The organism is Marisediminitalea alba, assembly GCF_002993365.1.
GTDB classification, from domain to species: Bacteria; Pseudomonadota; Gammaproteobacteria; order Enterobacterales; family Alteromonadaceae; genus Alteromonas; species Alteromonas alba.
Genome location: NZ_PVNP01000046.1, coordinates 24,446 through 36,831 on the forward strand (window position 1 = coordinate 24,446; position 12,386 = coordinate 36,831).

Sequence of the window (12,386 nt, forward strand, 5' to 3'; positions counted from 1 at the left end):
AAAACCTGGTAATGCTACTTAAGGTAGGACTTAAGAATTTTATTCAGCGCCTCTACTTCCTCTGCTCGCTCTGCGTCACTGAGTCCCGGCTTACCCACATGTTCGCGGATGTGCTCTTCCAGAATCGTGGTCATCAGTCCGTTTACGGCGCCCTTGATCGCGGTAACCTGCTGCAGGATGGCCAGACACTCGTTGCCATCGTTCATTGATTTCTCTACAGCATTTAACTGGCCGCGGATTTTTTTTACCCGCGTAAGTAATGCCTGCTGATTTTTATGGATATGCGCCATAGTCTGCTCTGCCAATTATCATGCTTAATGGTATACTGGGGTATAGTATACCATTAAACCAGAAAGATGGCCTGTTATGACTAAAAATATTGCTGAAAAGTGGTCTCATTCGCACAACTTTTATGTGGATAGCAGCGAATCAGAGCGCAAGGTAAACCTGGTGTTCTTACTCACAACCGTTACCATGGTGGTGGAAATCGTAGCGGGGAGCTGGTTTGGCTCGATGGCTCTGCTCGCCGATGGCTGGCATATGTTTACCCATTCAGCAGCCTTTGCGGTATCCATGTTTGTGTACTGGTATTCCCGTAAACATCGTCACAGCAGCGACTATTCTTTTGGTACCGGCAAGGTCAATGCACTGGGAGGCTTTGCCAGCGCGGTGGCCCTGGCAACCGTTTCGTTATTCATGCTGATTGAGTCAACAGAGCGGCTATTTCTGCCCCAGGCTATCAGTTTTAACGAAGCCATTGTGGTGGCTATCGTTGGCTTCGTGGTGAATGTCGCCTCGGTATTTTTACTGCACGATGGTCATCACCACCATCATCATGGCCACGGGCACCACGACCACGACCACGACCACGACCACGACCACGACCACGACCACGACCACGACCATCATGAGCATAATCATGCGCATCACGATCACAACCTAAAAGCCGCATATTTTCACGTGCTAGCCGATACCCTGACCTCCTTGCTGGCCATCGTTGCACTGATACTGGGTAAGTTTTATGGCTGGCTATGGGCCGATGCGGTTATGGGTATTATAGGCGCAGCGGTTATCGGTAAATGGGCCTGGGGCCTGATGACTCACAGCAGCGGTATGTTGTTAGATAAAGCCGCGAAACCGCAATACACAGCAAAAGTCGCCCGCCTGATTGAAGAGGACGGTGTATCAGTGGTAACCGATTTTCACTACTGGCAGCTATCCGGCAAGCATCATGCGGCAATTGTCAGTGTGGCCACCGCTGCCACGCTGACACCTGATGACATCAAACACAAAGTCCGTCATCACCTGCCTTGCGACCATATTACAGTAGAGATTAACCCCTTGCCTAAAGCATAAAAAAGCCCGTATTTAGCGGGCTTCCAATTGGCAGTTCCGACTCAGAGACTAATCTGGCACTGGCACCCGAACCGGTGCTTTGGGCATTGGTTTGATGGGTGACTGATAGCCTTTCAAACCGGCCAGCCCAACTTCAATGGCTTTATCCAGTTGTGGATCCTCGCCCTTTGCCGTTTTGCTGGTCCATTGCTCCACATTGATATCCGGTGCCACACCGTAATTCTCAACCTGCCACTCACCATTCACGTCATAAAAGCCCGACCGAGGCGCAGTCATGCTGCCACCGTCAATAAAGGCCGGTACGCCCCAGATGCCCACCAGGCCACCCCAGGTGCGTTTGCCCACCAGCTTACCAAGGCCATAGTAGTTAAACATGTAAGGCAACATATCTCCGCCGGAACCCGATACTTCGTTAATCAGCATCACCTTGCTGCCCCAGGTACCTGCTGCCGGGCTGGTCAAAGGTTCAGCCGGCGCGTAGGGATTATTGAAGAAGCCATTAAGCTCCCGGCGCAGCACGTTAATGATGTAATCAGCGATAAAGCCACCATGATTAAAGCGTTCATCGATGATCACGCCCGGCTTGTTGGCCTGGGGATAATAATAACGGTTAAAGCTGTGATAGCCTCCCTCCGCGGTGTCTGGCACCCATACGTAAGCGAGCTTACCGTTGGATTTTTCTTCCACATACCGACGGTTCTGTTCTACCCAATGCTGCTTGCGCAGTTCATTTTCGTTACCAATGGTTTTAACCAGAAAATCCTGTTGGTTGTCTTTTTTGCCTGGCTCACCGATGGTTACCGTTACCGTCTGGCCAAGGGTACCTTCGAACTGCGCATAAACGTTCTCTTTACTGGTTAGTGGTTTACCGTTAACGGCCAGCAGGTAACTGCCCTTTTCGATAAGATGCGCATAAGGTCCCAACGGCGCCATCAGGTTTGCACCGGCAACAAAACTCTCACCAGTGTACACCCGGGTAAGCTTTATCCCGCGGCTATCGAGTTCATAATCCACACCCAGCAGGCCGACATGAGATTTACCTGTTTCAGGTTTATCCCCGGCGCCGGTATAGGAATGCCCAATCGACACTTCGCCGCCCAGGGTATCGAGTAGATAAGTGAGATCCAGCGGATGACTGACCGAAGCAACCAGCGGCTGATAGACTTCATAGATTTCATCCCAGTCAGCGCCGTGGAAATTATCTACATACAGATAATCGCGCTGATAACGCCAGGCTTCGCGAAAAACCTGTTGCCATTCTTCGCTATAGTCAACCCGCTTGGATAGCGCCAGCTTAATGGCTTTATCGTCTTTACCGGAGCCCTGTGCGGCACTGATCAGGCGATAAGAAGAGCCACTTTTAACCAACAGGGATTTACCGTCGGCGGTGAGTTTAAAATCGCTGATCTTATCGGCCAACTTTTTCATTTCACGCTCAGAGGCATTAAAGGTCATCAGGCTGGTTTGTTTGTCACCGGTATCGTCTGCATACTGACTGAGAAAATACAGGTTGCCCTCTTTGCCACCGGTTAAATGACTAAATTGTCCCGACTTGGCACTGACCGGCATGATGCGTTCAGCAAAAGCGGCCACCTGTACTTTGGTTTGTGATTCGCTGGTCGGTTTGTCATTACCTGCTTTGTCATCACCGGCTTCATCCTCTTCACTTTCAGGCGCCGGCTCTTCATCGGAACGCTCCGGGAACAACGGCATGTCTTCTGCGTTGAGTAGCGCATAGTACAGCTGGTAGCTGGGCGTAAAGCTGATCGATGACATATCAAGCCAGGGCGCTTTAGGACCGTAGTCCACGCTGCCAAGGAAGTACAACACTTCACTGTCATCACTAAAGGTAGGCCAGGTCACTTCGACCATGCCGTCGGTCAGCTGAAAGGTTTTACGCTCCATCACCGAATACAGGTGCAGTTCGCGGAAGAAATTGACGCCCTGTTTGGTATAAGCGATGTACTGACTGTCGGGAGACCAGCTGGCCATCATCTGCCATTCAGGGTGCACCCGTTTATTGGTATCGATAACTCTGGTAGTCTGGTTTTCCCGGTTAGCGACCCATAACTGCTGGGAAGAGTCGGTAAATAGCAGTCGTTTGCTGTCGGGCGACCAGCGCAGTTCATCGTAAAAGCCGCGCCCCGCAAGCGTAATTACCGTTTGCTCTTTGCCATACTGATTGGCAATGATGAGTTCATACTCGCCGGAGCGATCACTGAACCAGGCAATAAACTGGCCGTCCGGCGACCAGGCTGCACCATGCTCACGTGCGCCAGAAGTGTCGGTCAACGGGCGTGGCGACCCGTGTTCTACCGGCACCGAATAGACATCGCCACGAGCCGTGAACAGCGCGCGCTGACCGGTAGGTGATACATCAAAACCAGTGACCTGTTTGTGCGCGTCTACATAACCGGTACGGGCCCAGTAGAAATCTGCGGCCACCTCTATATTTAACTTGCTGGCTGCAGCATTGCCGTTTTTCAGATACAGGTCGCCGAGGTACTCATACACAACCCGGTTACCCTCTACCGCAAAGCCCATCACATCATATTTATCCTGTCGGGTAACCTGGCTCACCACCTTCGACTGCGGCGAATATTTAAAAACATTCGTCACCTTTGAGCGATTGGATAAAAAGTAGATATCACCATTTGATGACCATTCAGGGTCCACATCAAAATCGTTATCGAACGGCAGGTCGTACTCTTTCAGGCTGTCGATATTAATCACCCTCAGCGCCTGATTCTGGCCGCCACGGTAATTACGCCAGCCTCTGTCCCAGAAGCCAGCTCGCCGGAATACAAGATTTTCACCGCTATTATCGAAAGCTCCGTCAAACGCTCGATGCATAGGTAACTGGCTCGGGTTGCCCCCGTTTACCGATACCGTGAATAACTGTTGCCAGTTACGTGGCGCCGAAAACCGCGCCGAACTGAATAGCACCTGCTGGCTGTCTGGTGTCCAGCCCACCGCTGCGTCTGCGCCAGGATGATACGTAAGCCGCTGAGGTTCGCCGCCATTAATGCTAACCACAAACACATCACGATTACCTTCGTATTCACCGGTGAATGCGATGTAGTTACCATCGGGCGAAATGACCGGCTGTGATTCACTGCCCTGGAAGCTGGTTAACCGCTGAGCTTTGCCACCGCTGACACTGGTTTTCCAGATATCATTAGCATAGGTAAATACCAGGGTATCACCGTGCAATGCAGGCTGCCGGAGCAGTTGTGTGGCGTTAGAGACAGCTGGCAGAATGGCCAGCATGAGAGTGAGCGAAATTCCTTTTAAGGTCATAAGCCGTACCTTTTTGTTTATTGTTATACTGCCGTTGCCATTCAGCTTAGCTTAATTAGTAAACAATGTAATTATTAACGCTTACAATCTGCCGTAGGACAATCGTAAGAACTGGCTAATTGGAGAGTAGTTGTGTTCAGAACGATAGCCTAAATTGGCTTTTGAGTTGTCCGTCACGTTATTCATTGCAAGGAGGCAAGCTTTGTTCCAGCGGATGAAACTAAATAAACACCGATTTTTCTTTACGCTATTCCTTTTATTGCAGATTGCTTATGCAGTACGAAGCTATCCCTATAGTCAGGCAGAACTGGTCTGGCTCGGAGCAGGTGTGGTATTTGCGGTGCTTTACTATTGGTTTGGCGGCGTAAGGGCAAGCCGGCATTGCCGGGGCGGGAGCAAAAACGGCTGGCGCTAATCGACCACCAGCCGGAATATTGAGCAGTCCGTATTATCCCTTATGCCCGGGACTGGCGTGAGTCCAGCCAGGTAGGATCCAGCGTTGGCACACTGTTTAGCAGCAACTCGGTATAAGGTTCATAAGGCCCGCTGGCAAACTGTTTACCCGAGGTGTACTGCACGGTTTTGCCTTTGTAGAGCACCATGATCTCGTCGCACAGACTTTTTACCGTAGAAATGTCGTGGCTGATAAACACAATGGCAATATTGAGTTTCGCCTGCAACTCGCCCAGTAACTCAAGAATGGCCGCAGCCACCACAGTGTCGAGTGCCGAGGTGACCTCATCACATAAAATAACGCTTGGCTCCGCCGCTAACGCCCGGGCCAGATTTATGCGCTGTTTTTGCCCGCCCGACAGTGCACCGCATTTACGGTCGGCCAGATCAGTGGGCAATTTAACCAGCTCCAGCAGCTCTGCTACGCGCTGCTTGCGCGCAGCACCTTTAAGGCCATGGAAAAAGGTCAGCGGTCGACCCAGAATATCACCCACTTTATGAGCAGGGTTGAGCGCCGTATCCGCATTCTGAAATACCATCTGAATTTGCTGGCACTCGGCCTTACTGCGGTCCACTATGGCTGGCGTTAACTCTTTGTTGTTGAGTAACATCGACCCGTTAGCCGCCGGTAGCAGGCCGGCTATCACCCGGGCAAAGGTCGACTTGCCTGAGCCTGACTCACCAATAATACCTACTGTTTGCCCGCGCCGGACGCGCATGGAAATATCTGACAGTATCGGGATCTCAGGTTTGCCATCCCTGCTAATTTTACCGTAGCCGGCATCGATATTAGCGATATCAATCACCACCTCTCCCGGCTCATTATCCTTATAACTATCACTGTCCTGCACCGCGCTGAGCAATTGCCGGGTATAGGCATGTTCGGCGTGGTTAAGAATAGTAGGGGTCGGGTTATTTTCCATCATCCTGCCGTTTTGCAGCACCAGGATCTGATCGGCAATCTGGGCAACAACGGCCAAATCGTGAGATACATAAACCGCCGTAGTGTTGTACGCTTTCACTACGTCTTTAAATGCTTTTAGTACGTCTACCTGAGTGGTGACATCGAGCGCGGTAGTGGGCTCATCAAAAATAATCAGTTCCGGCTCGCAAATCAGTGCCATGGCCGCCATTAATCGCTGTAGCTGGCCACCCGATACCTCATGAGGATAACGGCGGCCGATGGTCTGAGGCGACGGCAACGACAGTTGCTTAAATAGCTCAATGGCTTTGGACTCGGCCTGACTGCGCGACATCACGCCATGCATCAGGGCACTTTCTATCACCTGCTCCATAATACGGCGGGACGGATTAAACGCCGCCGCGGCACTTTGCGCTACATAAGCGACTTTGCGTCCTCGCACACCAGCCAGCTGGGCTGCATTCATAGCGGCCATATTATCCTCGCCCACGTGCACTGCACCGCCACTGATACGACATCCCGGACGGGCATAACCGAGCAGCGAGAGCGCTATGGTGGTTTTGCCGGAGCCGGACTCGCCGATGAGTGCAAGCACCTCACCACGCTCAAGGGAGAAACTGACATCGTGGACAATGGTTCTTTCCTGGCCTTGCGGCCCCGCTTCTACGCGTAACTTCTCGACACTCACATGTGCAGTCATATTACTTACCTCGGGCTGCATAAGTTGCGCCGCCGCGCAGACTGTCAATTAACAGGTTTACCGCAATGGTAATGGTCGCGATGGCAATGGCCGGAATAATAACCGCTGGTGCGCCTTCAGCCAGGCCGGAAATGTTCTCGCGAACCAGCGAGCCAAGGTCCGCCTCCGGAGGCTGAACGCCAAGTCCTAAAAAGCTCAGGCTACTTAGCAGCAACACAACAAACACGAACCGCAAGCCAAAATCGGCCAGCATGGGATGCAGAATATTAGGCAGAATTTCCTTTACTGCCAGATACAAGCGGCTTTCTCCACGGGTTCTTGCCACCGTAACAAAATCCATGTTCGCCACGTTAACAGCCAGCGCCCTGGCAATCCGAAACGATCCCGGCATATAACTGATAGCGGTAATGGTTAGCAATAATGGCACCGATGAGCCGAATGCAGCGATCATTACCAGCGAGAAAATTTTGCTGGGAATAGAAATCAGTGCATCCATAAAACGGGAAATCACTTCATCTGTACGAGGGCCACTAACGGCGGAAAACAGCGCTATTAAGGTACCGGTTGAACAGGCTAATGCCGCCGCCAGTAACGGAATAAAAATGGTAAAGCGGGTGCCATCGAGAATACGACTAAATACATCGCGGCCAATGTAATCGGTGCCTAGTACATAATCGCCGCCGATGGGCTCAAACACATCATAAGCCACGATTTCGCTGGCAGAATGAGGCGCCAGCCACGGGCCAAAAATAGCAACAAATACCCAAAAGGCCACTAACAGCGCACCCAGCTTGCCGGATAAAGGCATTGATTTAAATACATTCATTGGCCTAGCCTCCGGTTCGCAGTTTAGGGTTAGCCACAATGGCCGAGATATCAGCGATGAGCACCAGAATTAAATAGCCGGTACAAAACAGCATGGCACAAGCTTGCAGGAGCGGCATATCACGGTTGGTTACGGCATCCACCATTAAGCTGGCTACGCCGGGATAGTTGAAAATAACCTCAACAATGACCACCCCACCGAGTAAATAAGAAAGGCTTAATGCCACGGCGTTAACGATTGGCCCGACCGCGTTGGGTAACGCATGTCGCAGTACCGCTCGTGACAGAGGCGAGCCTTTAAGTAGCGCCATTTCCACATAGGGTTGGGAAAGCTGTTCCAGCACGGCCGCGCGGGTCATTCTTGCCATCTGCGCACTGAGCACAATACACAGGGTAGCAACCGGCATGGCAAATGCGCGGAAATAATCATACACCCCGGCATCGGCAGGAATATACGATAACGACGGCAGCCAGTTTAGTTCCACCGCAAAAATCAGCACAAAAATGGTGGCCAGCAGAAACTCAGGCACCGCCACCATCGATAACGTAAAGATGTTCATGGCTTTATCGATGCGACTACCGCTGTACATGGCGGCAACAATCCCCAGCACCATGGCAAAGGGCACCGCTAACAGCGCGGTAAACCCTGCCAGCATCAGCGATTGTGACAGCCGTGAGCTAATCAGTTCGCTTACCGGGCGTGCATTGGCCAGCGATGTACCAGCATCACCACTGAGCAGTCCACCCAACCATTTTGCGTAACGCAGCATGGGCGGATCGTTTAAACCATAAGCTTCCCGCAGCTCTGCCACCGCTTCGGGGGTAGCGCTTTGGCCTAGCATTTCCTGCGCGGCATCACCGGGCAGCAAGTTTGCAATAAAAAATACCACCGCGGAAACAATTAACAGCGTGATAATCGATAAGCCAATCCGTTTAATAATCAGCTGGAAAATGACCTTCATTGATAACTCCTTAAGAAAATCAGGCGTCCAGCCAGACATATTCGGCAAAGCTATAGCCCATCAACCCGCCAGTGGGGATGGGAAAGTTGCCTTTGATACGTTTATCGTAACCGTCGATAAGGTTCATAAACACCGGAATGCTAACTCCGCAATGCTCACTAATGAGTTCCTGCATATCCCAATACATTTGTTTACGTTTTGCCTCATCACCTTCGCCCCGAGCCGCGGCCAGTAGCTGATCAAACTGCGGGTTATTCCAGCCCGATTCGTTCCACGGTGCGTCTGATTTATAGAACAGACTGAACAGCTCATCCAGACTGACTCTGGGATTAATGTTGCCAAAGCCCAGCGGATGCTTCATCCAGTGATTTGACCAATAGCCATCGGCCGGTACCCGGTTAATGCCGAAATGCATTCCGGTTTCGATACCTGACAATTGCAGCAGCGCGGCCATGTCGACCGACCCTTCCGCCGCGGGTGATGTAAACACCGGCACTCTGGCACCGGTTAACCCGGCCTTTTTCAGGTGGTATTTAGCCCGGTCGATATCGTAGGGCCGTTGCGGTAATTCATGGTTGTAGTATTTATGACTTGGCGCCACCGGATGATCGTTTGCAATGGTGGCATACCCGCGGAACAACGCGCGCTGGATAAGCTCGCGATTCATCATGTATTTCACCGCCAGCACAAAATCCGGATTATTGGTGGGGTACGCATCCTGACGCATGATCAGGTTAGTGTATAAACTGGACTCGGTTTGCATGATATCGGCCGTGCCTGAGCGTCGTACCCGTTTGGTCGAGCGGGGATTCAGCGCCAGCGCCATTTGGATATCACCTGACAATAGCGCATTGACCCGGGAAGACTCATCGGCAATCCCCACCAGCTCAATTTCATCCAGGTAAGGTTTACCCGGCTTCCAGAAGTTCGGGTTTTTCTCCCCAACAGTGCGCACGCCCGGCGAAAACTCTTTTAACCGATAAGGCCCGGTGCCATTGGCGGTTTGCGAAAAATCAGTGGTACCGTCGGCGACAATACAAAAGCTCGATGAGGCGAGCATCACGGGCAAATCCGCATTGGGCGCGTGCAAACTAATTCGCAAACTCATTGGCCCGGTAACTACCACCTTTTCAAACTGCGCAGCAATGGGCGCAGCCCGGGATGTTACGGCCGGGTCTTTATGCCTTAGCAGAGAATACACCACATCCTGTGGGGTCAGATCTTTACCGTCATGAAAAGTCACACCACCACGCAGCTTAATATGCCAGTCCTGCTGGTTTTCTGACTCGAACGTTTCTGCCAACGCCGGATCGGCACCGAGTTCACGGTTGAACTGAGTCAGACCGCTATAAACCATGTAAATACGAACGTAATCTGTACTCAACGAGGCTTTGGCAGGATCCAGAGTATCTTTGGTGGACATCGAGTTGGTTGCCACCCGGATCCGACCGCCATACCGGGGTTTAGCCGGCGGCTGTTCGTTACTAATCTGAGCCAGTACATGGGCGGGTAATGCAAGGCCGCTGGCCGCGGTTACTAACCCGGCAGCGCCGAGTGATTTAAGTAACGCTCTGCGGCTACCTGAGTGTTGCTCCGCAACCTTGTGCATGGCGGCAGCTTGTAGACGCTTATTGGTCATGGTCTTCCCCTATAAATTACGGTTCAGGCGATTACGAAACACTAGTGCAGCATATCCTGCACTTTGTAATACAAGCCGACGAAAGGTAAAAACCAGGGTTTACCAAAATGAAATGGCACGGCTGGCCATTGAGTGGTGAGCCACGGACAGTCGACCGACTTACCGTCGATGATATCGGCCATCACCTCGCCCATATGAATCGCCATTTGCACGCCGTGACCGCTGTAGCCCATGGCATAAAACATGCCCTGGTGCTCGCCAACTTTCGGCAAGCGATCAGCGCTCATATCCACCGTGCCGCCCCAGCAATAATCAATTTTACTGCTGGCCAGTTGTGGAAACATGTCATCCAGCGACTGGCGCAGGATCTCACCACTTTTTAGATCAGAGCGCGGATTCGATACTGCAAATCGCGCCCGGCCACCGAACAGTAAACGCCGGTCAGCGGTTAAGCGGAAGTAATTGCCGATATTTTTACTGGTCACGTAAGAGCGATTGCCCGGAAACAGCGAGGCACACAGTTCTTCGCTTAATGGTTCCGTGGTCACGGCAAAACTGCCCACCGGCACTATTCGGCGCCTGAACCAGTTGAATGGGCCAGGTCCGCTGCCGCCAGTGGCAATTAGAATTGCTTTGGCTTTAATGGTTTGCTGTGGGGTAGTGACTACCCAGCTTTGCTCACCGGTTTTATCAATGTTGATAACCGGTTGATGCTGAAAAATGGCGACGCCTTTTTCCAGACAGCGAGTGGCCAACCCGTATACCATTTTACCTACATGCAGTTGCGCGCCCTTGGGCGTTAGTAACCCGCCATAAAACTGATCAGAGCCGATTTCCTGTTGTAAAGCCGTAGCATCGAGCAAGCTGGCCTAAGGGTCCACGGCTTTGGTCAGCGCTTCATGGGTGCGAACCAGTTTGTCGAAATGCTCAGGCTTGGCGGCGAGCTTGATTTTACCCGCCCGGCGAAAATCACAGTCAATATTTTCGCTACTGACAATACGTTCTACCGAGTCTACCGCCTGATTGTAAAACTGATAAAAAGACTGCGCCTTTTGTTCGCCATAAGCCGCAACCAAACCGGAATAATCCTGAGCGGTGCCATTATTGCACTGCCCGCCGTTGCGACCTGACGCTTCACCGCCTACCACACCCGCTTCACAAAGCGCCACAGAAGCGCCTCGCTTGGCTAACGCCAGCGCCGAGGATAATCCGGTAAAGCCACCACCAACCACCAGTACATCGACGGGCTGTTCAGGTAATGCCGATTCAGTTGTGCTTACAGTCGGGGCTGTATCCAGCCAGAAAGACGCGCTTTTCATCGAATGCTTTACTCCAGGCCAACTACGCCGGGCAGTCCGCTGATATCCTGAATTTCAGTGTAGCCATAGAATGGGTTGGCCGGTTCATGACCACGGTTGACCCAAACCTTGTTCTTAATACCAATGTCATGTGCTGACATCAGATCGTAGCGGAAGCTTGAAGACACATGCAGAATGTCCTCCGGGTTACAACCCAGGTTATCCAGCATGTACTCAAAGGCTTGCAGACGCGGCTTGTAAGCCTGGGCTTGCTCAGCGGTATAAACATGGGCAAAAGGCGCTTCAAGATTGGCCACGTTTGAATGAATTTGTTCGTTCATAGCGTTAGACAGAATGACTAACGGAATTTCCGCTGCCACTTTTTTCAGTGGTTCTACAACGTCCGGATGCGGGCCCCAGGTAGGTACTGCGTTATAGATGGCTACGCTGTCTTCGTCACGGTATTCAATGCCCCATTTTATACATAAACGGGTAACCGCATTGCGGATAACTTCCTGATAAGGCTTCCACGCGCCCAGCACTTCATCGAGCCGATAGGCCGAGAAGTCTTTCACAAATTGTGGCATTTGCGCCTCAGTAATGCGGTCGGCAAACAGTTTCTGCGCCATAGGCGCCATCTCAAAATAAATCAGGGTGCCGTAGCAGTCGAAGCTAATATACTTGGGCTTAAATACACTCATTGTTCTTTCCAGCAGTTGTTGTTCGTTTCAGTACTTGTTTTTGCTTTACAGCGACGTACTTGTTTCAAATCTATTACACCATGCGCCGGCACTCATTAAATGCCAAATTAAATCCGCAGTTTGCAATGTGAATCCTGTTTTAAGGTGTCAATCAGCAGACTATGCTGCATCCTGAACTACAACGATAATGATTACAAAGCTGACCATTTCAGTCTGCTTAATAGCCTTTC

General features: G+C 51.5%; 9 protein-coding genes and 1 pseudogene. 2 read left to right on the plus strand and 8 right to left on the minus strand.

Annotation, left to right across the window (positions count from 1 at the left end):
- Positions 1 to 14: 14 nt before the first annotated feature.
- Complete coding sequence (locus tag C6Y40_RS05155) at positions 15 to 290, minus strand: metal/formaldehyde-sensitive transcriptional repressor (RefSeq protein ID WP_105933656.1); 276 nt, start codon at positions 288 to 290, stop codon at positions 15 to 17.
- Positions 291 to 366: 76 nt separating this feature from the next.
- Here C6Y40_RS05155 and dmeF point away from each other — a divergent pair, with 76 nt between their 5' ends.
- Complete coding sequence (gene dmeF, locus C6Y40_RS05160; RefSeq protein WP_105933657.1) at positions 367 to 1,356, plus strand: CDF family Co(II)/Ni(II) efflux transporter DmeF; 990 nt, start codon at positions 367 to 369, stop codon at positions 1,354 to 1,356.
- A 48-nt stretch (positions 1,357 to 1,404) separates the two neighbouring features.
- Here dmeF and C6Y40_RS05165 read toward each other — a convergent pair whose 3' ends face one another.
- Positions 1,405 to 4,656, minus strand: coding sequence for a S41 family peptidase (locus C6Y40_RS05165; RefSeq protein ID WP_105933658.1), 3,252 nt, complete (start codon positions 4,654 to 4,656; stop codon positions 1,405 to 1,407).
- 202 nt (positions 4,657 to 4,858) lie between these two features.
- Between C6Y40_RS05165 and C6Y40_RS24910 the strand changes: the two genes are divergently transcribed.
- On the plus strand, positions 4,859 to 5,071 hold the full coding sequence (locus tag C6Y40_RS24910) for a hypothetical protein (protein WP_146129503.1): 213 nt from the start codon (positions 4,859 to 4,861) through the stop codon (positions 5,069 to 5,071).
- A gap of 40 nt (positions 5,072 to 5,111) precedes the next feature.
- On the opposite strand, the gene C6Y40_RS05175 is transcribed toward C6Y40_RS24910, so the two are convergent.
- The 6 genes and pseudogenes from C6Y40_RS05175 to C6Y40_RS05200 all read right to left on the minus strand — a co-directional run bounded on the left by C6Y40_RS05175 (position 5,112) and on the right by C6Y40_RS05200 (position 12,156).
- Positions 5,112 to 6,731, minus strand: a complete 1,620-nt coding sequence (locus tag C6Y40_RS05175; protein WP_105933660.1) for an ABC transporter ATP-binding protein — start codon at positions 6,729 to 6,731, stop codon at positions 5,112 to 5,114.
- A gap of 1 nt (position 6,732) precedes the next feature.
- Positions 6,733 to 7,557 (minus strand): ABC transporter permease, encoded by an 825-nt coding sequence (locus tag C6Y40_RS05180; protein WP_105933661.1) that lies wholly within the window; start codon positions 7,555 to 7,557, stop codon positions 6,733 to 6,735.
- A gap of 4 nt (positions 7,558 to 7,561) precedes the next feature.
- The gene (locus C6Y40_RS05185; RefSeq protein WP_105933662.1) at positions 7,562 to 8,518 is read right to left on the minus strand and encodes an ABC transporter permease; all 957 of its coding nucleotides are present in this window, start codon (positions 8,516 to 8,518) and stop codon (positions 7,562 to 7,564) included.
- Between the two features lie 19 nt (positions 8,519 to 8,537).
- Positions 8,538 to 10,157 carry an ABC transporter substrate-binding protein gene (locus tag C6Y40_RS05190; RefSeq protein ID WP_240621853.1) on the minus strand — a complete coding sequence of 540 codons (1,620 nt, stop codon included), beginning with the start codon at positions 10,155 to 10,157 and terminating at the stop codon, positions 8,538 to 8,540.
- Positions 10,158 to 10,198: 41 nt separating this feature from the next.
- Positions 10,199 to 11,476, minus strand: a pseudogene (locus C6Y40_RS25130) (NAD(P)/FAD-dependent oxidoreductase).
- A gap of 8 nt (positions 11,477 to 11,484) precedes the next feature.
- On the minus strand, positions 11,485 to 12,156 hold the full coding sequence (locus C6Y40_RS05200) for a haloacid dehalogenase type II (protein WP_105933663.1): 672 nt from the start codon (positions 12,154 to 12,156) through the stop codon (positions 11,485 to 11,487).
- Between the last annotated feature and the right edge of the window lie 230 nt (positions 12,157 to 12,386).

What these genes read in the sequence shown, in the direction of transcription:
- C6Y40_RS05155 (WP_105933656.1), bottom strand. Translation starts at nt 290, where the DNA reads ATGGCGCATATCCATAAAAATCAGCAGGCATTACTTACGCGGGTAAAA.
- C6Y40_RS05180 (WP_105933661.1), bottom strand. Translation starts at nt 7,557, where the DNA reads ATGAATGTATTTAAATCAATGCCTTTATCCGGCAAGCTGGGTGCGCTG.
- C6Y40_RS05175 (WP_105933660.1), bottom strand. Translation starts at nt 6,731, where the DNA reads ATGACTGCACATGTGAGTGTCGAGAAGTTACGCGTAGAAGCGGGGCCG.
- C6Y40_RS05190 (WP_240621853.1), bottom strand. Translation starts at nt 10,157, where the DNA reads ATGACCAATAAGCGTCTACAAGCTGCCGCCATGCACAAGGTTGCGGAG.
- C6Y40_RS05185 (WP_105933662.1), bottom strand. Translation starts at nt 8,518, where the DNA reads ATGAAGGTCATTTTCCAGCTGATTATTAAACGGATTGGCTTATCGATT.
- C6Y40_RS05165 (WP_105933658.1), bottom strand. Translation starts at nt 4,656, where the DNA reads ATGACCTTAAAAGGAATTTCGCTCACTCTCATGCTGGCCATTCTGCCA.
- dmeF (WP_105933657.1), top strand. Translation starts at nt 367, where the DNA reads ATGACTAAAAATATTGCTGAAAAGTGGTCTCATTCGCACAACTTTTAT.
- C6Y40_RS05200 (WP_105933663.1), bottom strand. Translation starts at nt 12,156, where the DNA reads ATGAGTGTATTTAAGCCCAAGTATATTAGCTTCGACTGCTACGGCACC.